The sequence below is a fragment of the Ferrovibrio sp. GW821-FHT12E11 genome, assembly GCF_058806975.1.
The window spans coordinates 962,994-983,243 of record NZ_JBXAQG010000001.1 but is presented as its reverse complement, the minus strand read 5'-3'; the positions used below and the strand labels follow the sequence as shown (position 1 = coordinate 983,243).

Here is a 20,250-nt window from a genome sequence, read left to right as displayed (position 1 = left end):
CCATGAGTGCCAAGGCGGTCGACACAAAAACAGGCATCCAAATCGATGCCGATATTCTCGCCATCATCGATCGCGACACCATGCCGCGTTACTTCTGGCGCAAGGTGGGCGAGCGCGGCGCCAAGGTGGCGATGCGCGAGAAGCATCTCGGCATCTGGAATTCGATCACCTGGGCCCAGTATGGCGAGAATGCCAAGCATGCCGGACTGGGCTTTGCGGCGCTGGGCCTGAAGCGCGGCGAGGTGGTTTCGATCATCTCGGAAGGCAATCCGCAGTGGCTCTATGCCGATCTGGGCTGCCAGGGCGTCGGCGGCGTCACCAACGGCGTCTACACCACCGATTCCGCCAAGCAGGTAGAATACATCATCAACGACAGCAAGACGACGATCTATGTCGCCGAGAATGACGAGCAGCTCGACAAGATTCTCGAAGTGCGCGAGCGCTGCCCCAGTTTGCGCAAGATCGTCATCATCGACATGGAAGGCCTGGCCGATTTCCACGATCCGATGGTGATCAGTTTCGACCAGTTGCTGCAGCTCGGCCGCGACTTCGAGACGAGCAATCCGAAATTCTGGGACGCGCAGCTCGCCCTCGGCAAGCCGGAAGACCTGGCGATCCTGATCTATACCTCGGGCACCACCGGTGCGCCCAAGGGCGCGATGATCAGCCATCGCAACCTGATCTTCCAGATGGAGAATGCCGGCCGCCTGCTGGAGCAGGATGGCACCGACGAGCAGCTCAGCTTCCTGCCGCTCTGCCATATCGCCGAGCGCGGCTTCAGCCTGCTGTGGCCGATCCGCTCGGGCTCGACGGTGAATTTCGCCGAAAGCCCCGAGACCGTGCCACAGAACCTGCAGGAGGTGCAGCCCACCGTATTCTTCGCGGTGCCGCGGCTCTGGGAAAAGTTCTATTCCGGCATCGCCATCCGCATGAAGGATGCCACCGGCCTGGGCAAGCTGGCCTACAAGATCGCCATCGGCATCGGCTACCAGGTCGCCGCCGCGCGGCTGGAGCGGCGCGAGCCCTCGGCCGGCCTCAAGATGGCCTTCTGGTTCGCCGACCAGCTGGTGCTGCGCAACATCAAGCGCATTATCGGCATCGACCGCTGCAAGTGGCTGGTCACCGGCGCCGCGCCGATCTCACCCGACCTGATCAAATGGTATCTGGCGCTGGGCAAGGACATGCGCGAGGTCTATGGCCAGACCGAGAATGTCGGTCTCGCTAGCTCGCCGATGATGAACGAGGTCAAGCTCGGCAGTATCGGCCAGGCGGTGCCCAACACCGAGATGAAGATCAGCCCCGAGGGCGAAATCCTGCTCAAGGGCCCCCATGTCTTCATGGGCTACCTGAACAACCCGACCAAGACGGCGGAGACAATCGTCGACGGCTGGCTGCATACCGGCGATGTTGGCACCGTCGACAACGAGGGCTGGTTCAAGATCACCGACCGGATGAAAGACATCATCATCACGGCGGGCGGCAAAAACATCACGCCGTCGGAGATCGAGAACCAGCTGAAATTCAGCCCCTATGTTTCGGATGCGGTGGTGATCGGCGACCGCCGCGCCTATCTGACCTGCCTGATCATGATCGACCACGACAACGTGGTGAAATTCGCCCAGGACCTGAACGTGCCCTTCACCAACTTCACCTCGCTGTGCAAGGCCAAGGAAGTGCAGGAACTGATCTGGACCGAGATCGAGAAGGTCAACAAGAACTTTGCCCGCGTCGAGACGATCAAGAAATTCCGCCTGATCGACCGGCAGCTGACCGCCGAGGATGACGAGCTGACGCCGACCATGAAGCTGAAGCGCAAGTTCGTGAACGAGAAATACAAGCCTCTGATCGAGGAAATGTATGCCGGCGCCTGAACGGCGGCCGGTGAACGCGTGAACTGAACCAACGGTTTACTGAAAGGGAGAATGAGGATGCGTACGAGAATTCTGGCCGCGACAGCGGCTTTTGCGGCGGTGGCCGGTCTGGCCGGCGCGGCGGACGCCCAGTCGGTGCGTGGCGTCACCAAGACGGAAGTGGTGATCGGCCAGCATACCGATCTGAGCGGCCCGGCGGCGTCCTATGGCGTCCATGTGTCGAACGCCATGCGGCTGTATTTCGACAAGATCAATGCGGAAGGCGGCATCCATGGCCGCAAGATCCGGCTGATCGTCGAGGATCACCAGTATCAGGTGCCGCGCGCCGTGCAGGCCGCGAACAAACTGATCAACCGCGACAAGATCTTCCTGATGGCCGGCGCGCTCGGCACGCCGCATAACAACGCGGTCTTTGCCGACCAGTTCAAGGCCGGCGTGCCCAATCTGGCGCCGCTGACTGCCGCGCGCTCGATGGCCGAGCCGTTCCATGAGCTGAAGTTCCAGACCTTCTCCAGCTACTACGATCACACCCGTGCGGGCATCAAGTATCTGGTCGAGAAGAACGGCCGCAAGAAGCTCTGCACGCTGTATCAGGACACCGACTTCGGCAAGGAAATCCTGGAAGCCGTGCAGGACCAGGCCAAGGCGATGAACATGCCGGTGGTGGATACGGCGACCAACACGCCGATCGCCACCGACTTCACCGCCCAGATCACCAAGCTGCGGGCCTCGGGTTGCGACCTGGTGGCGATGGGCGCCATCGTGCGTGACGCCATCGTGCCCTATGCCACCGCCCGCAAGATGGGTTGGACCGATGTCGACTTCGTGTCGCAGTCGGCCAGCTTCGACCAGATCGTGGCTTCCGCCCCCGGCGGCGCCACTGAAGGTCTGTATGTTGGCGCCGGCACCGTGATGCCGTACCGCGACACCGCCTCGCCGCAGGTCGGCGCCTGGTGGGATGCTTACAAGGCGAAGTATGGCAGCGATCCGAATATCGGCTCGGTCTATGGTCATAACATCGCCGACCTGATCGTCACCTCGCTGGATCGCGCTGGTAAGGACCTGACCACCGAGAAGTTCCTGAAGGCGCTGGAAAGCATCAACGGCTACCGCGATGTCTTCGGCGGCCCGGTGATCAGCTTCGGTCCGCAGAAGCATCAGGGCACAACCGATGTGCTGTTCTATCAGATCCAGAAGGGCCGCTTCGTGCAGCTCGCCGGCGGTCCGATCAAGTACTAGGTTTCAAAGGTCCGGATACGGACGACAAGAAAAGTCTCGCATTTCCTGTGACGCCCGCGGCATCCGCCGCGGGCGTTTTCTTTTGTGCAACGCAAACAGCGCGCGACACGCAGCCTGTGTTGCAGAATCCCGTAGGTGCGCTCGCGCGGGAGGACTAAGATTTTCCGTGTAAAAACCATAAAACCTTCAGGGAGGTCCGCATGCGTAGGGTAGCCGTACTCGCGGTCGCAGCCGTGGCCGTTTCAACGCTGACTGCCGGCATCGCTGCCGCACAGTCGGACAAGGTGCGTGGCGTAACCAAAACCGAAATCGTCCTCGGCATGCATACGGACCTTAGCGGTCCGGCAGCCAGCTATGGCGTGCATTCCTCGCAGGCCATGCGGCTCAAGATCGACGAGATCAACGAGCAAGGCGGCATTCATGGCCGCAAGATCCGCCTGATCGTCGAGGACAACCAGTATCAGGTGCCGCGCGCCGTGCAGGCCGCGAACAAGCTGATCAACCGCGACAACATCTTCCTGATGGCCGGCGCGCTCGGCACGCCGATGAACAACGCGGTGCTGCCAGACCAACTGAAAGCCGGCGTGATCAACTTCTCGCCGATCACCGCGGCGCGGCAGATGTCGGAACCCTTCCACAAGCTGAAATTCGCCGGCCTGTCGTCCTATTACGACCAGGTGCGCGCCGGCATGAAGTGGATGGTGGCCAACAAGGGCAAGCAGCGCTTCTGCACGCTCTACCAGGACACCGATTTCGGCAAGGAAATCCTGGAAGCCGTGCAGGACCAGGCCAAGGCGATGAACCTGCCGGTGATCGAGACCGCTACCAACACTCCGATCGCCACCGACTTCACCGCCCAGATGGCCAAACTGCGGGCGGCCAACTGCGACATCGTGGTGATGGGCACCATCGTGCGCGATGCTATCGTGCCCTATGGCACGGCGCGCAAGATGGGCTGGGATGTCGACTTCCTCGGACAGTCGGCCAATTACGACCAGATCGTTGCCGGCGCACCCGGCGGCGCGACGGAAGGCCTGTATGTCATGGCAGGCACCGTGATGCCGTATCGCGACACGGCCTCGCCGCAGGTGGCGGCCTTCATGGACAAGTACAAGGCCAAGTTCAATGCCGATGCCAATATCGGCGCCGTCTACGGCTATGGCCTGATGGACCAGCTGGCCTTTGCCTTCCAACGGGCTGGCAAGGACCTGACCACCGACAAGATGGTGACGGCGATTGAAGGCATCCAGGGCTTCCGCGATATCTTCGGCGGCCCGCTGGTCAGCTACGGCCCGACCAAGCATCTGGGCGCCGAGGAAAGCTTCCTGTTCCAGGTGCAGAAGGGCCGCTTCGTGCAGATCGCCGGCCCGGTCCGTTACGGGAGCTGATGTAACAGCCTGACGCGTGCATTCCACGGCCCGGCATGGCACAACCATCCGGGCCGTTTCTTTTTCTCCCCATCCAGCCGATGTCTGTCTTCCCCAAATATACGCAGGTTTCCAATACGCCCCTCGGCATCGGCTACATGCTGATGGCGGTGTCGTTGTTCGGCATCATGGATGCGCTGGTGAAATGGCTCGGCGCCAGCTATCCCACCGTGCAGATCATGTTCTTCCGCAGCTTCTGCGCCTTTCCGCCGATCCTGCTGATGGTACTGCGCACGGCCGGCGGACCGAGAAATTTCTGGGCCGTGCTGCGCCCCACCAGTTTCGCCGGCCTCAGCCTGCGCTCGGTGTTCGGCTGCATTTCCATGGCGCTGTTTTTTTATGCCTACCAGTTCCTGTCGCTGGCCGATGTGACGGCGATTTCCTTTGCCGCGCCGATCTTCATCGCCTGCATGTCGGTCTGGCTGCTACAGGAAAAGGTCGGGCTGCATCGCTGGTCGGCGATCATCGTCGGTTTCATCGGCATGCTGGTGATCCTGCGGCCAGGCGAGGGGATGCTGACCAGCGGCGCGCTGATCGTGGTGGCCGCCACGCTGTTCTACGCGCTCGCCATCATCCAGATCCGCAAACTCAGTCGTACCGAACCCTCCACCAGCATCGCCTTCTGGTATGCGGCTTTCTGCAGTGCGGTCACCGGCCTGCTGCTGCCGTTTTTCTGGGTGACGCCGGATATGGAAGGCCTGGTGCTGCTGGTCACCACTGGGCTGATCGGTGGCGCCGCGCAGCTGTTCATGACGCGTGCCTACAGTCTGGCGCCGGCCTCGGTGGCCGCGCCCTTCGACTACACGCACCTGATCTGGTCGGTGGCGATCGGCTGGTATATCTGGGGGGATTTCCCCGACATTCATACCTGGCTCGGCTGTGCCATTGTCATCGCCAGCGGGCTCTACATCCTGTGGCGCGAGACGGTGAAGCGCGCGCCGGTACCGCCCATCGTTACCGAGTAACTTGGGTGACGGAATAGAATAAGAGGTAAATTTTCGGGGAGAGCCGCGCGCTGGTCGGAGCGAGAGGATTCGAACCTCCGGCCCCTAGCTCCCGAAGCTAGTGCTCTACCAGGCTGAGCTACGCTCCGACCGGCGCGGGCCGACTGTATAGCGCCTGCGCTACGCCCCCGCAAGGCGCACAAGGCGCATTCCGGGCGGAAAAGCAGGCATGGGGAAAGTCGTGGCCGGCCAGAGGCTTACAGGAAGCGCTACTGGGCCCGTTCGACAGCGAAATCGACCGCTTCCGACAGCGCATCGCGCATCGGTCCGGGGTTGAAGACCTGCAGCGCCTGGCGTGCCTTCTGGGCATAGGCGCGGGCGCGGGCCATGGTTTCCTCGATGGCGCTGTGGCGGTCGAGGTAGCGCAGCGCCTGGGCGAAATCCTCGGGCGTCTGCGCCTCGGGCGTCTCGATGACGCGACGCCAGAAGCCGCGCTCGGTCTCGCTGCCCTTGGCGATGGCTAGCAGGATCGGCAGAGTCACCTTGCCTTCGCGGAAATCGTCGCCGGTATTCTTGCCCAGCGTCACCCCGTCGGAGGCATAGTCCAGCGCATCGTCCACCAGCTGGAAGGCGATGCCGAGATTGTGGCCGTAATCGTCCATCGCCTGGGTCTCGGCCGGTGCGCGGCCGGCAATCACGGCGCCGACGCGGCAGGCGGCGGCGAACAGCGCGGCCGTCTTGGCCTTGATGACCTTCAGGTAATCGGCCTCGCTGGAGGTCGTGTCGTTGGCGATCACCAGCTGCAGGACTTCGCCCTCGGCGATTTCGGCCGAGGCGCCGCAGAGGATGCGCAGCACTTCCAGCGAGCCGGTCTCGACCATGAGCTGGAAAGAGCGCGTGAACAGAAAATCGCCGACCAGCACCGAAGCCTGGTTGCCCCACAGCACATTGGCGGTGGCGTTGCCACGGCGGCGGTCGCTTTCGTCCACGACGTCATCGTGGAGGAGCGTCGCGGTATGGATGAATTCGACGCAGGCCGCCAGCAGCACGTCCTTGTCCCCGGCATAGCCGCAGAGCCGGGCCGAGCCCAGCGTTAGCAGCGGGCGGATGCGCTTGCCGCCGGCGGCGATCAGATGGCTGGCCAGTTCCGGAATCAGGGTGACATCGCTGGCCATGCGGTCGATGATCTCGCGATTCACCGCATCCATCTCGGCTGCCACCAGAGCGCGCAACGGCTCGATGCTGGGCTTGCGGCCCGGCTCCGTCGCGCCCTGAATCTGTTTGGAGGCAGTCTGCACTGTCGCGTAACCCATATTGTGTCCGGTCGTCTGGCTGGAGCATAGTGGGCTGGCATACCCGGTCAAGCGCCGCTCCCTTTCAAGTTTCCGTTTCAGATCAAATGCCTGACAGCCATCACACACACGACGCCCTGCTTGGCGGCCAGGTCCGGCTGATCCAGCCGCAAAAGGGCCAGCGCGCCAGCGCCGATGCCGTCATGCTGGCTGCCGCCGTGCCGGCGCGCAGCAAGACTGGCGGCACGCAGCATGCGCTCGATCTGGGCTGCGGCTCCGGCGTCGGCATGCTCTGTCTGGCCGCGCGCCTGAAATCTGTGCAGATCACCGGCGTGGAATTGCAGCCCGATCTGGTGGCCCTGTGTGAGCGCAACATCGCGGCGAACGGCATGGCGGAGCGGTTGCGTGTTCTGCAGGGCGATATCCGGGGCCGGATCGCCGGACTGGCAGCCGGCAGCTTCGATCAGGTGTTTGCCAACCCGCCGTATTTCGACAGCACGCGGCATCGCGTCTCCCCTCATGCCGGCCGCGCCACCGCGCGCAGCGAGGGCGATGAGGCTGATCTGGGCCACTGGATCGCCGCGCTGCTGCGCTATGCGAAGCCCGGCGGCGGCGTCACCCTGATCCACAAGGCCGACCGCCTGGCCGATATTCTGGCGGCGCTCAGCCCGCCATCCGGCAAGCAGCCGGCCGGGGCGATTCGGGTGATTCCGCTGGTCTCGCGGGCCGGCCAACCGGCGAAACGGGTGATCGTGCGGGCGGTGAAGGGCAGCAAGGCGCCACTGGTGCTGGAGGCCGGCCTGGTGCTGCACGCGGCCGATGGCGGCGCCTACCAGCCCGCCATCGACGCGGTGCTGCGTGACGGCGCCGCCCTGCCGGTCTGATCAGTGGCGGTCTGATCGGCGGTCCGGAGGGCTTGCGGCCGGCCTGGCAAAAGCCGCAGACTCGGGCTCCGTTGTCTGAGAGCCGGTAAAGCCCTGCGCCCATGCTGAAATACCTGCTGCTGATCCTGGTGATTGCCGCCGTCTGGTATGGCTGGCGCACCTTCAACCGCAAGCCCGTGGCCAAGCCGCCGGCCCCCCCGCCGGCAGAGCCGGTCAAGCCCAAGGCGGTGGCCGAGGACCTGAAACCCTGCCCGGTCTGCGGCACCTACACCACGGGCCAGACCTGCGGCCGTCCGGAGTGCCGCCCGGCCTAGCCTTTCGGGCGTAAGTCTAACGCCCGCAATGGCTTGATTCTCGGGCCTCCGCTGGCTATGGTCCGCGCGATTTCGGGCACCCCCCAAAGGCACGCAAAGGCGAGAGAACAGAGGACTTAACGATGGCGCCCACCGGAAACGCCGCGGCTTCGTCGTTCCAGGATCTGATCCTCACGTTGCAGACCTATTGGGCACGTCAGGGCTGCGTCCTGCTGCAGCCCTATGACATGGAAGTGGGCGCCGGCACCTCCCATCCCGCCACCACCCTGCGTGCGCTTGGCCCGGAACCGTGGAGCGTCGCCTATGTGCAGCCTTCGCGCCGGCCAAAAGACGGCCGCTATGGCGAGAACCCCAACCGCCTGCAGCATTACTACCAGTTCCAGGTGGTCCTGAAGCCGAGCCCGGCCAATGTGCTGGAGCTGTATCTCGGCTCGCTGGAAGCGCTGGGCATTTCGTCGAAGCGCCATGACATCCGCTTTGTCGAGGATGACTGGGAAAACCCGACGCTGGGCGCCTGGGGCCTGGGCTGGGAAGTCTGGTGCGACGGCATGGAGGTGACGCAGTTCACCTATTTCCAGCAGGTCGGCGGTTTCGACTGCGCGCCGGTTTCGGCCGAGATCACCTACGGCCTCGAGCGCCTCGCCATGTATGTGCAGGGCAAGGACAACGTTTACGATCTCGACTTCAACGGCCGTGGCGTGAAATACGGCGAGGTGTTCCACCAGGCCGAACGCGAATTCTCGGCTTATAATTTCGAGCATGCCGACACGGAGCAGCTGTTCCGCCGCTTCGCCGATGTCGAGAAGGAATGCATGGCGCTGGTCGAGAAGGGCCTGGCGCTGCCGGCCTATGACCAGTGCCTGAAGGCCAGCCATGCCTTCAACCTGCTGGATGCGCGCGGCGTCATCAGCGTCACCGAGCGCGCTGCCTATATCGGCCGTGTGCGCACGCTGGCCAAGGCCTGCTGCACCCAGTGGCTGCGCTCGCGCGGCCATCTGCAGGAGACGGTCTGATGCTCGGCGAACTCCTGCTTGAGGTCCATTCGGAAGAAATTCCCGCGCGCATGCAGCAGCGTGCCGCCGAGGACCTTCTGCGCCTGGTCACCGAGGGCCTGAAGAAGGCCGGCCTGAGCTTCGAGGCAGCGGAATCCTATGTCACGCCGCGCCGCCTGGCGCTGGTGGTGAAAGGTCTGCCACGCCTGCAGGCCGATATCCGGGAAGAAAAGAAAGGCCCGCGCGTCGGCTCGCCCGATGCGGCCGTGCAGGGTTTTCTGCGCGGCGCCGGCCTGACCTCGCTCGATCAGTGCGAGAAGCGCGATACCGGTAAGGGCGAATTCTGGTTCGCTATCGTCGAGAAGAAGGGCGAGGCGACCAAGGATGCCCTGCTGCGTATCTTGCCCGAAGCGCTGGCGCAGCTGCCCTGGCCGAAATCCATGCGCTGGGGCGCGCATGAGCTGCGCTGGGTGCGACCGCTGCATTCGATGATCGCGCTGTTCGAGGGCGAGACGGTGCCCTTCGTCTTCGGTCATCTCACGGCTGGCGACACCACCTGCGGCCATCGCTTCCAGGCACCGGAAAAGTTTTCCGTGCGCAATGCCGGCGACTATCTGGCTCGCTTGCGCGCCGCCTATGTCGAGCCGGATTTTGCCATCCGCCGTGCCGCCGTGCTGAAGGATGCCGCCTTCGCGGCCTCCGCCGAAGGCCTGATGCTGGTGGACGATCCCGGCCTGGCCGACGAAGTGACCGGCCTGGTCGAGCAGCCGGTCGTGCTGCTGGGCCGGATTCCGCAGCAGTTCATGGATGTGCCGCGCGAGGTGCTGACCACCACGATGCGGACGCACCAGAAGTATTTCGCGCTCAACACGGCCGACGGCGCGCTGGCGCCGCGCTTTGTCATCATCGCCAACACCCTGACTGATGACGGCGGCAAGCAGGTGGTGGCCGGCAACGAGCGGGTGCTGAATGCGCGCTTGTCGGATGCCAAGTTCTTCTGGGACCAGGATCGCAAGACCCGCCTGGAAGACCGCCTGCCGGCGCTGAAGGATATCGTCTTCCACGCCAAACTCGGCACCGTGGCGCAGAAGGTCGAGCGCGTCGAGCGCCTGGCCTACGAGATCGCCGGCGCGGTGAATGCCGATGCCAAGCTGGCCCGTCGCGCCGCCCGGCTGGCGCGCGCCGATCTGGTCAGCGGTGTGGTCGGTGAATTCCCCGAGCTGCAGGGTATCATGGGGCGCTATTACGCTCTGAACGATGGCGAGGCGCCCGAGGTGGCCGAGGCCATCGCGCTGCATTACGCGCCGCAGGGTCCGAATGACCGCTGCCCCAATACGCCGGTGGCCATTGCCGTGGCGTTGGCCGACAAGATCGACACGCTGGCCGGTTTCTTCGCCATCGACGAGAAGCCGACCGGCTCGAAGGATCCGTTTGCGCTGCGCCGCGCTGCACTCGGCGTGATCCGCATCATCCTGGAAAACCGGCTGGCCCTGCCGCTGAAGACGCTGTTCCGCTCGGCGCTGTCGCTGCAGATCGTGCAGGCCGAGGGTACGCGCAATCCGACCGAGGAGCTGATGCAGTTCTTCGTCGACCGCCTCAAGGTGCATCTGCGCGAGCAGGGCGTGCGGCACGACCTGATCGCCGCCATCTTCGCCAAGAGCGCCGATGACGACCTGGTGCGCGTGCTGGACAAGGTGGATGCGCTGCGCGGCTTCCTGGCGACCGAAGACGGCGGCAACCTGCTGGCCGGCTATCGCCGGGCGAACAACATCGTGCGCGCCGAGCTGAAAAAGACCCCGGACCTGACGCTGGGCGAGGTGGATGGCCACCTGATCGCCCAGGACGAGGAGCGCGCGCTGGTCGGCGCTTTGGGCGATCTCGGCCGCGAAGTCGCGGCAAAGACACAGGATGAAGCGGAATTCCGCCATTATCTTGCCACACTTGCGCGGCTACGTGCGCCGATCGATGCGTTCTTCGAGCGCGTCACCGTCAATGCCGATGACGGCGCCGTGCGCCGTAACCGTTTGAGTTTGCTTTCCGCCGTTGCCGGAAGCATGGACCGTATCGCCGACTTCTCGCAGATCGAAGGGTAACAGACCGATGGCCAAGCCCAAGCCGAAGAAGAAAACCGCCCCCAAGGCCAAGAAGGCTGCCAAGCCGGCTACGAAATCCAAGGTGAAGGCCAAGAAAGCCGCAGCCTCAAAGAAGGTCGTGAAAAAGGCTGTGAAGGCGTCGGCGCCGAAGAAGGCTGTCGCCCCCAAGAGCGCTCTGGCCAAGGGCAAGCTGGTTTACTCGTTCGGCGACGGCAAGGCCGAAGGCCGCGCCGATATGAAGAACCTGCTGGGGGGCAAGGGCGCCAACCTGGCCGAGATGTCGAATATCGGCCTGCCGGTGCCGCCGGGCCTGACCATCACCACCGAGGTCTGCACCGCCTATTACAAGAACGGCAAGCAGTATCCCAAGGAGCTGAAGGCCCAGGTCGATGCCGCGCTGATCAAGGTGGAGAAGCTGGTCGGCGCCAAGTTCGGCGACGCCAAGAAGCCGCTGCTGGTTTCGGTGCGCTCGGGCGCCCGCGCCTCGATGCCCGGCATGATGGATACCGTGCTGAATCTCGGCCTGAACGACGTGACCGTCGAGGCGCTGGCCAAGCAGTCGGGCAACGAGCGGTTCGCCTGGGACAGCTATCGCCGTTTCATCCAGATGTATTCCAATGTCGTGCTCGATATCGGACATGAGCATTTCGAGGAACTGCTCGAAATGCACAAGGAAGAACATGGCCTCAACCTGGACACCGAGCTGAAGGCTGCCGACTGGAAGGAACTGGTTGGCGCCTACAAGAAGAAGGTGGAGCAGGAACTGGGCCGGCCCTTCCCGCAGGATGTGCGCGACCAGCTCTGGGGTGCCATCGGCGCCGTGTTCTCCAGTTGGATGAACCAGCGCGCCATCACTTATCGCAGCCTGAACAACATCCCGGCCTCATGGGGTACGGCGGTGAATGTGCAGGCGATGGTGTTCGGCAACATGGGTGAGACCTCGTGCACGGGCGTCGCTTTCACCCGCGATCCGTCCACCGGCGAGAAGATTTATTATGGCGAATACCTGATCAATGCGCAGGGCGAGGACGTCGTTGCCGGTATCCGCACCCCGCAGCAGCTGACCAAGGAATCGCGCCTGAAGGTCGGCAACGAAATGCCCTCCATGCAGGAGGCCATGCCTGATACCTTCAAGCAGCTGGTCGCGGTGTTCGTCCGGCTGGAAAAGCATTATCGCGACATGCAGGACATCGAATTCACGGTCCAGCAGGGCAAGCTGTGGATGTTGCAGACCCGTTCGGGTAAGCGCACCGCCAAGGCGGCGATCAAGATCGCCGTCGATATGGTGAAGGAAAAGCTGATCAGCCAGGGTGAAGCCATCGAGCGTGTCGATCCGGCCTCGCTGGACCAGCTGCTGCATCCGACGCCGGACCCGAAGGCCGAGCGCAAGGTGATCGCCAAGGGTCTGGCTGCCTCGCCGGGCGCTGCCTCGGGCAAGGCCGTGTTCCTGGCCGATGAGGCCGAGCAGTGGGCCGCCAAGGGCGAAGCCGTGATCCTCTGCCGCGTCGAGACCTCGCCGGAAGACATCCATGGCATGCATGCCGCCAAGGGCATCCTGACCGCACGCGGCGGCACCACCAGCCATGCGGCCGTCGTGGCCCGGGGCATGGGCCGTCCCTGCGTCTCGGGCGCTGGCGGCATCCGCATCGATTACGGCGCCGGCAAGATGACAGTCGGCGATATCACGGTGAACAAGGGCGATGTCATTACCATCGATGGTTCCACCGGCGAAGTGATCCTGGGCGTCATGCCGATGATCGAGCCGCAGCTGTCGGGTGATTTCGGCCTGCTGATGACCTGGGCGGATAAGCTGCGCAAGCTGAAGGTCCGCACCAATGCGGAAACCCCCGCTGACGCCGAGACCGCCGTGCGCTTCGGCTGCGAGGGCATCGGCCTTTGCCGCACCGAGCATATGTTCTTCGATGCCGACCGCATCACCGCGGTGCGCGAGATGATCCTGTCGCCGGCCGTCGAGGGCCGCAAGAAGGCGCTGGCCAAGATCCTGCCGATGCAGCGCGAAGACTTCATACAGCTGTTCAAGATCATGGCCGGTCGTCCGGTAACGATCCGCCTGCTCGATCCGCCGCTGCATGAATTCCTGCCCAAGACCGATGCCGATTTCGACGCGGTCGCCCGCGGCACCGGCCTGAGTGTCGCGGCACTGAAGGAGCGCAAGAAGGCGCTGGAAGAAACCAACCCGATGCTGGGTCATCGTGGCTGCCGTCTGGGCATCAGCTATCCGGAAATCTACGAGATGCAGGCCCGCGCCATCTTCGAGGCGGCTGTTGCCGTGACCAAGGGTGGTGGCAAGGCCGTCGAGCCGGAAGTGATGATCCCGCTGGTCGCCACCAAGGCCGAGATGGATATCCTGAAGACCCGCGTCGATGCCATCGCCGCTGAAGTCTTCAAGGAGCAGGGCAAGAAGGTGAAATACCTGGTCGGCACCATGATCGAGTTGCCGCGCGCCGCGCTGCGTGCCGGCGACATTGCCGAGACGGCCGAGTTCTTCTCCTTCGGCACCAACGACCTGACCCAGACCACCCTGGGCATCAGCCGCGATGACTCGGCGTTGTTCATGGACGACTATCTGAAGGCCGGTATTTTCGAGCGTGACCCGTTCGTCACCATCGATCAGAACGGCGTGGGCGAGTTGGTGAAGATCGCTGCCGAACGCGGCCGCGCCACCCGCAAGGATATCAAGCTGGGCATCTGCGGCGAACATGGCGGCGACCCGTCCTCGGTGCGCTTCTGCCACAATGCCGGCCTCGATTATGTGTCCTGCTCGCCCTATCGCGTGCCGATCGCCCGCCTGGCGGCGGCCCAGGCGGCGATCTCGGAAGAGAAGGCCAGCGAAGCCTAACCGAGAAGTAACCTTACTGCCCTCAGAGCAGATCGCTAGAACAGACGGCGCCGGCCAAAACCGGTGCCGTTTTTCTTTGCGGATGACCACAGGGCAATAATGATGATAGGCATTTCGGCGGATACCGGCGGCAGCGCCGCAGCAAGTTTCGAAACCCTGCTGCAGGGAGAAGTCGAGAAGGCGGTCTGGGCCCTGGAAGCGGCCCACAGCAATCCGGCCCATGCCGAGGTGTGCATAGGGCAGATCGCCCGGATCGTCTGCGCCCTGCGGGGCAGCGCCAGCCGTGCCGGCTATCCGCTGGTTGCCGCGTTATGCGACTCCGCCTGCAGCCTTGCCACGACGGACCGCACTGCCGGGCGCGCCCAGCAGCGCGGTCTGCTCGAGCATCTGAATGCCCTGCGCAACATCGTCATTGCCAGCATGCAGGACCGCGGCTACGGCGGCGGCGTCGATCCGTTGATGCGCCCGGCCTGTATCTGAGCCGGCCGGCCCCGGTCTACTGGATGGTGATGCGGGGCATCCGGCTGGCCGCCACATCGCGGTCGATTTTCTCGGCCACCTTCGCGGCAATCGCGCGATAGGCCTTCGCTTCCTCACTCTCCGGCATGGACGCCACGATCGGGGTACCGCCGTCCGAGGTCTCGCGGATCTCGATTTTCAGCGGCAGCTCGCCCAGGAAGTCGCAGCCCAGTTCCTCGGCCGTCTTGCGCGCGCCGCCATGGGCGAAGATGTCGCTGCGGTGGCCGCAATTGGGGCAGCAAAAATAGCTCATATTCTCGACGATGCCGAAGACCGGCACATCGACGCGGCGGAACATGTTCAGGCCCTTGCGGGCATCCAGCAGGGCAATGTCCTGCGGAGTCGAAACGATCACCGCACCGGCCAGCGGCACGCGCTGGGCCATGGTCAGCTGGGCGTCGCCGGTGCCTGGCGGCATGTCCACCACCAGCACGTCCAGCTCGCCCCATTCCACGTCGCGCAGCATCTGTTCCAGCGCGCTCATCACCATCGGCCCGCGCCAGATCATCGGCGTGTCTTCCGGCACCAAGAAGCCCATTGACATGCAGGGGATGCCCCAGCCCTGCATCGGGTGCAGACGTTTGCCGTCGGGCGAATAGGGTTTGCCAGTGATGCCCATCATGCGCGGCAGCGAGGGGCCGTAGATATCGGCATCCAGCAGGCCGACCTTCTTGCCGCCCTGCGCCAAGGCCAGAGCCAGGTTGACGGCGGTGGTGGACTTGCCCACGCCGCCCTTGCCGGACGCCACGGCGATGATCGATTTGATGCCGGGAATGGCGGGGCGGGCGGCCACTTCAGGGGCCGCGCCGGGGCGACCGGCGGCCGAAGCTGCACCCTGGGCCGCGCCTTGGGCCGGGCCATGGGAATGACCCGGTCCGTGAGAATGCCCGGCATGGCTGTGGGCCGCCGGCTGGGCGGCAGCGCTTTTGCCCTGGGTTTCGGCGGTCAGGACCACGGTGGCGGAGGTGACGCCGGGCAGGGCGGCGACCGCCTGTTCGGCGGCCCGGCGCAGTGGTTCCTTGCGGGCGGCACCCTGGGCGGGCACTTCCAGCACGAAACCGACATTTCCACCCTTGATCACAAGTCCGGCAACCATGCCGAGCTCGACCACATTCTTGCCATGATCGGTGTCTACCACACCGCCCAGCGCGGCCATGATCTGCGCTTCTGTCACCCCGGTCATGCTTGAAATCCCTGTAAACGTTCCAATATTCTCGATAATCGGCCGCGAAGGCCCAGCTTACGCCACGCGAGTGATATATCGCGGGGCCGGGGGCGGGGCAATTCACCGGCCGGGACGGCAGGCAGGCAAAAGCAGGCAGGCAAAGCAGTCGGACAGCGTTCGCACGCAGTCTGATACAATCACGGGCAGTTAAGCCCGGCAACAACAGCCCCCAATCGCTTTGCGAGACGGTTTCGGCTGAGAAGGACAGTGGGATGCCCTGGAGCAATCAAGGTGGCGGCGGTTGGCAAGGTGGCGGCGGCGGTGGCGGTCGCGGACCTTGGGGACAGGGACCGCGCGGCAATGGCTCGGGCTCCGGCGGCGGCGGCGTGCCGCCCAGCCTGGAAGACATCCTGCGTAAGGGTCAGGACCGCTTCCGCGGCATGCTGCCCGGCGGCGATGTATCGGGTCGCGGCATCCTGCTGCTGATCTTGGTGGCGATTGCCATCTGGCTTGGCACCGGCTTCTACCGCGTCGATACCGACGAGCAGGGTGTGGTGCTGCGCTTCGGCAAGGTCCATGCCGTGACCGAACCCGGCCTGCGCTATCGTCTGCCCTGGCCCATCGATTCCGTCCTGACGCCCAAGGTCACCTCGGTCAACCGCGAAGAAATCGGTTTCCGCTCGCTGGGCGAGTCGCCCACCCGCGGCGCCCAGCAGCGCGATGTGCCGGAAGAAAGCCTGATGCTGACCGGCGACGAGAATATCGTCGACATCGATTTCACCGTGCTGTGGCAGGTGAAGGATGCCGGCCAGTATCTGTTCAGCGTGGTCGATCCCGCGCGCACCATCAAGCAGGTGGCGGAAAGCGCCATCCGCGAAGTGGTCGGCAAGAACAATATCCAGTTCATCCTGACCGAAGGCCGCACCAAGATCGCCGACGACACCCGACGGGTCATGCAGGCGATCCTGGATGGCTATGGCGCCGGCGTGGTGGTCACCCAGGTGGCTTTGCAGCGCACCGAACCGCCGGCTTCGGTGCTGGATGCCTTCCGCGATGTGCAGTCGGCCCAGGCCGATCGCGAGCGCACGCAGAACGAGGCAGAAGCCTACCGTAACGACATCGTGCCGCGTGCCCGCGGCGAGGTGCAGCGCCTGCTGCAGCAGGCCGAGGCCTACAAGCAGGAAACCATCGCCAATGCCCAGGGCGATGCCAGCCGCTTCACGCAGGTCTACAACGAATACCGTCTGGCCAAGGACGTCACCACCCGGCGCATGTATCTCGAAACCATGGAAACCATCATGCGCGGCACCAACAAGGTGATCGTCGATGGCAATGGCGCCGGCAGCGGCGTCGTGCCTTACCTGCCGCTACCGGAACTGCAGAAGCGGGCGGCGCCCGCGGCGCAGCCGCAGCGCTGAGGAGAATCCAGATGAACCGCTCTCTCCTCACCATTATCGTCATCGTCGTCGTCGCGGCCGGCTTCCTGCTGCGCGGCGCCCTGTTCACCGTGCATCAGGCCCAGCAGGCCCTGGTGGTGCAGTTCGGCGATCCGCGCCGGGTCATCACCGAACCTGGCCTGCATGCCAAGATTCCGCTGATCCAGGATGTGGTCTATTTCGACAAGCGCATCCTCGGCCTCGATGCGCAGCCGGAAGAAATCCTGACGTCTGACCAGCGCCGCCTGGTGGTCGACAGCTTCGTGCGCTACCGCATCACCAACCCGCTGCTGTTCTATCAGACCGTCCGCAACGAACTGGGCCTGCGTGGCCGTCTGGCGCCGTCTGTCGCCAATGCCTTCCGGGGCGCCTTCGGCCGTCTGGACGCCGCCTCGGTGATCTCGGGCGACCGTCCGTCGGCGATGCAGCAGGTGACCAACACCCTGCAGGAAGACTCCCGGCGCTTAGGCATCGAACTGGTCGATGTGCGCATCAAGCGCGCCGACTTCCCTGATACCATCAGCCAGGCGATCTTCCGCCGTATGCAGACCGAGCGTCAGCGTGAAGCCAACGAGCAGCGCGCAACTGGCTTCGAACTGGCCGAGCGTATCCGCTCGGAAGCGGAACGCCAGCGCACCGTGCTGATCGCCGACGCCCGCCGGCGTTCGGAAATCCTGCGCGGCGAAGGCGATGCCGAACGCACCAAGATCTTTGCCGAAGCGGCCAACAAAGATCCGGAGTTCTATAACTTCTACCGGTCGCTGCAGGCCTATACCAAGGTTCTGCAGCCGAGCGACACCACGATGGTGCTGTCGCCCGACTCCGACTTCTTCCGTTATTTCGAGAACCCGACCGGCGTGCCGCGCCGGGCGCCCCAGCGATAGTCCTGCATGATCGCCGCGCCCGACAGGGCGGCGAGGAGGTTGCCCATGAATGCCATTCTGCCGCGTCGCCTGGTCTCCGCCGGATTGCTGCGCCGTTGCACGGCAGCCGCCGCCGGTCTGGTCGTCACTTTCGCTGTGGGGGCCACGCAGGCGCGCGCACCGGATGGCGATTTCGCCGATCTGGCCGAGAAACTGCTGCCCGCCGTGGTCAATATCTCGACCACGCAGACGGTGCAGAACCGTGGCGCCATGCCGGAAGGCTTGCCGCAATTCCCGCCGGGCTCGCCGTTTGAGGATTTCTTCAAGGAATTCTTCGACCGCCAGCAGCGCGGCGAGGGCAACCGGCCGCCGCGCCAGGTGTCGTCGCTGGGCTCGGGTTTCATCGTCGATGCCCGCGGCTATGTGGTGACCAACAATCACGTGATCGCCGATGCCGACCAGGTGCGCGTCATCCTGCATGACAACACCGAACTGGAAGCCAAGATCGTCGGCCGCGATCCGGAAGTGGATATCGCCGTGCTGAAGGTCGAGCCCAAGGGCCGCACGCTCACGGCTGTCCCGTGGGGCGACTCGGAGAAAATCCGCGTCGGCCAGTGGACGCTCGCCATCGGCAATCCCTTCGGCTTGGGCGGCACGGTCACCGCCGGTATCATCTCGGCGCGCGGCCGTGACATCAATGCCGGTCGCTACGACGATTTCATCCAGACCGATGCCTCGATCAACAAGGGCAACTCCGGTGGTCCGCTGTTCGACAAGGAAGGCAATGTCATCGGCATCAACACCGCGATCTTCTCGCAATCGGGCGGCTCGATCGGCATCGGCTTTGCCGTGCCGGCCAATCTCGCCCGTCCGGTGGTGCAGCAGCTGATCGAGTTCGGCCGCACCAAGCGCGGCTGGCTCGGCGTGCAGATCCAGTCGGTCACCGACGAGATGGTGGAAGCGCTGGGCCTGCAGCAGGCGCGCGGCGCCCTGGTCGCCAAGGTGGTGCCCGGCGGCCCGGCCCAGAAGGCCGGCATCGATTCAGGCGATGTGATCGTCAGCTTCGACGGCAAGGCGATTGCCAGCACCAATGCGCTGACCCGCAGCGTCGCCGAGACGCCCGTGGGCAAGGCGGTGAATGTTGAGTTCATCCGCAAGGGCAAGAAGCAGACGGTGAAGGCGACGCTAGGCGAGCTGGAAGCCGCCATGGCCTCGGCTAAGCAGGAGAGCAGCCAGAAGACCGATGGCGCCCGACCCAAGGCCGGCCGCAACGAGACCGAGCTGGCCGATCTGGGCGTGCGCGTTGCGCCGCTGTCGAAGGAACTGCGCCAGAAGCACGACATCAAGGATGACGTGAAGGGCGTGGTGATCACCGATGTGGAGCCCGATGGCCCGGCCGCCAAGCGTGACGTGCGCGTTGGCGACGTCATCATCGAGATGGCGCAGTCGGAAATCCGCAATACCGACGATGCGGTGGAAATGCTCAAGGCGCTGAAGGATGCCAAGCGCAAGGTGGCGCTGCTGCAGATCCAGCGTTCGGGCGAGCCGCGCTTCGTGCCGGTGCCGCTCAAATCGTAAGCGGCGGTTCAAGCCAATAAAAAAGGCCGGCTTAAAGCCGGCCTTTTTCGTGTCCGGTGCGAACCGGTTATTCGATCTCGCGGGCGTTCTGCACGACCTTGCCGACCAGGCCGTATTCCACGGCCTGTTCTGCGCTCATCCAGTAATCGCGATCGGTGTCCTTCTCCACGCGCTCCAGCGTCTGGCCGGTCTCGCGGGCGAAGATCTCGTTCAGCCGCTTGCGCATGCGGATGATTTCCTTGGCCTGGATGGCGACATCCGAGGCCGTGCCGCCGGCGCCGCCGGACGGCTGATGCAGCAGGAAGCGGGTGTTGGGCAGGCTGAAGCGGTTCTCGCGCTTGGCGGCGGCATAGATCAGCGCGCCGGCCGAAGCGACCCAGCCGGTGCCGACCACGCGCACATCGGGCTTCACGAACTTGATCATGTCATAGATCGTGTCGCCGGATTCGACGTGGCCGCCCTGGCTGTTGATGAAGATGGTGATCGGTTCATCGCCGGCCGACTGCAGGGCTAGCAGGCGGGCCGAGACTTCCTTGGCGATCTTCTGGTCGATGCCGCCGTAGATCAGGATGGTGCGTGCCTTGAACAGCCGCTCCTCGATGCCCGGCGTCTTGTCCTTGGCCTTTTCCTTCTCGTCGTCGCCGTTCTTTTCCGGCTCGTCGTCCAGATGGGTAATGCGGTTCAGCATGTGGGAAATGCTCCTGAAACGGCCTTGAAAACGTCTGTCTCTGGTATCCCACGGGGCCGGGGGAGGGTGCAAGGCTCAGGGCCCC

At 64.3% G+C, this 20,250-nt stretch carries 16 protein-coding genes and 1 tRNA gene; 13 read left to right on the top strand and 4 right to left on the bottom strand.

Annotated features, from left to right (window positions below; all coding sequences use genetic code 11):
- The first annotated feature begins 2 nt into the window (after positions 1-2).
- The 4 genes from AC1ROT_RS04855 to AC1ROT_RS04840 all read left to right on the top strand — a co-directional run bounded on the left by AC1ROT_RS04855 (position 3) and on the right by AC1ROT_RS04840 (position 5,502).
- Positions 3-1,871 (top strand): AMP-dependent synthetase/ligase, encoded by a 1,869-nt coding sequence (locus AC1ROT_RS04855; RefSeq protein ID WP_492997490.1) that lies wholly within the window; start codon positions 3-5, stop codon positions 1,869-1,871.
- 57 nt (positions 1,872-1,928) lie between these two features.
- The gene (locus tag AC1ROT_RS04850) at positions 1,929-3,110 is read left to right on the top strand and encodes an ABC transporter substrate-binding protein (RefSeq protein WP_492969765.1); all 1,182 of its coding nucleotides are present in this window, start codon (positions 1,929-1,931) and stop codon (positions 3,108-3,110) included.
- Between the two features lie 200 nt (positions 3,111-3,310).
- On the top strand, positions 3,311-4,498 hold the full coding sequence (locus tag AC1ROT_RS04845) for an ABC transporter substrate-binding protein (protein ID WP_492969766.1): 1,188 nt from the start codon (positions 3,311-3,313) through the stop codon (positions 4,496-4,498).
- Between the two features lie 80 nt (positions 4,499-4,578).
- Positions 4,579-5,502, top strand: coding sequence for a DMT family transporter (locus AC1ROT_RS04840; protein ID WP_492997488.1), 924 nt, complete (start codon positions 4,579-4,581; stop codon positions 5,500-5,502).
- 51 nt (positions 5,503-5,553) lie between these two features.
- Here AC1ROT_RS04840 and AC1ROT_RS04835 read toward each other — a convergent pair.
- Both AC1ROT_RS04835 and AC1ROT_RS04830 read right to left on the bottom strand, forming a co-directional pair.
- Positions 5,554-5,630 (bottom strand) — tRNA-Pro (locus AC1ROT_RS04835).
- 120 nt (positions 5,631-5,750) lie between these two features.
- The gene (locus AC1ROT_RS04830) at positions 5,751-6,794 is read right to left on the bottom strand and encodes a polyprenyl synthetase family protein (protein ID WP_492997486.1); all 1,044 of its coding nucleotides are present in this window, start codon (positions 6,792-6,794) and stop codon (positions 5,751-5,753) included.
- Between the two features lie 86 nt (positions 6,795-6,880).
- Between AC1ROT_RS04830 and AC1ROT_RS04825 the strand changes: the two genes are divergently transcribed.
- The 6 genes from AC1ROT_RS04825 (at position 6,881) to AC1ROT_RS04800 (ending at position 14,396) form a co-directional block, all read left to right on the top strand.
- On the top strand, positions 6,881-7,657 hold the full coding sequence (locus AC1ROT_RS04825; RefSeq protein WP_492997484.1) for a tRNA1(Val) (adenine(37)-N6)-methyltransferase: 777 nt from the start codon (positions 6,881-6,883) through the stop codon (positions 7,655-7,657).
- Between the two features lie 101 nt (positions 7,658-7,758).
- Positions 7,759-7,971: a hypothetical protein gene (locus AC1ROT_RS04820; protein WP_492969770.1), complete on the top strand. Its 213-nt coding sequence runs from the start codon at positions 7,759-7,761 to the stop codon at positions 7,969-7,971.
- A gap of 122 nt (positions 7,972-8,093) precedes the next feature.
- Positions 8,094-8,984 (top strand): glycine--tRNA ligase subunit alpha, encoded by an 891-nt coding sequence (locus AC1ROT_RS04815; protein WP_492969771.1) that lies wholly within the window; start codon positions 8,094-8,096, stop codon positions 8,982-8,984.
- On the top strand, positions 8,984-11,056 hold the full coding sequence (gene glyS, locus AC1ROT_RS04810; RefSeq protein WP_492997482.1) for a glycine--tRNA ligase subunit beta: 2,073 nt from the start codon (positions 8,984-8,986) through the stop codon (positions 11,054-11,056). Before AC1ROT_RS04815 ends, glyS begins: the two co-directional genes overlap by 1 nt.
- A 7-nt stretch (positions 11,057-11,063) precedes the next feature.
- Positions 11,064-13,916 (top strand): pyruvate, phosphate dikinase, encoded by a 2,853-nt coding sequence (gene ppdK / locus AC1ROT_RS04805; RefSeq protein ID WP_492997481.1) that lies wholly within the window; start codon positions 11,064-11,066, stop codon positions 13,914-13,916.
- Positions 13,917-14,015: 99 nt separating this feature from the next.
- On the top strand, positions 14,016-14,396 hold the full coding sequence (locus tag AC1ROT_RS04800; RefSeq protein ID WP_492997479.1) for a hypothetical protein: 381 nt from the start codon (positions 14,016-14,018) through the stop codon (positions 14,394-14,396).
- A gap of 16 nt (positions 14,397-14,412) precedes the next feature.
- On the opposite strand, the gene apbC is transcribed toward AC1ROT_RS04800, so the two are convergent.
- A complete protein-coding gene (gene apbC, locus AC1ROT_RS04795; protein ID WP_492997477.1) occupies positions 14,413-15,618 on the bottom strand; it encodes an iron-sulfur cluster carrier protein ApbC in 1,206 nt (401 codons plus the stop codon).
- Positions 15,619-15,872: 254 nt separating this feature from the next.
- Here apbC and hflK point away from each other — a divergent pair, with 254 nt between their 5' ends.
- From hflK to AC1ROT_RS04780, 3 genes are read left to right on the top strand one after another with little or no spacing between them, the layout of a single operon-like run.
- Entirely contained in the window at positions 15,873-17,018 is a 1,146-nt protein-coding gene (gene hflK, locus AC1ROT_RS04790; protein ID WP_492997476.1) for an FtsH protease activity modulator HflK, read from the top strand.
- Positions 17,019-17,029: 11 nt separating this feature from the next.
- On the top strand, positions 17,030-17,920 hold the full coding sequence (gene hflC, locus AC1ROT_RS04785; protein WP_492969777.1) for a protease modulator HflC: 891 nt from the start codon (positions 17,030-17,032) through the stop codon (positions 17,918-17,920).
- A gap of 45 nt (positions 17,921-17,965) precedes the next feature.
- On the top strand, positions 17,966-19,477 hold the full coding sequence (locus AC1ROT_RS04780) for a DegQ family serine endoprotease (protein ID WP_492969778.1): 1,512 nt from the start codon (positions 17,966-17,968) through the stop codon (positions 19,475-19,477).
- A gap of 67 nt (positions 19,478-19,544) precedes the next feature.
- On the opposite strand, the gene AC1ROT_RS04775 is transcribed toward AC1ROT_RS04780, so the two are convergent.
- Positions 19,545-20,165 carry an ATP-dependent Clp protease proteolytic subunit gene (locus AC1ROT_RS04775; RefSeq protein ID WP_492969779.1) on the bottom strand — a complete coding sequence of 207 codons (621 nt, stop codon included), beginning with the start codon at positions 20,163-20,165 and terminating at the stop codon, positions 19,545-19,547.
- Positions 20,166-20,250: the final 85 nt, after the last annotated feature.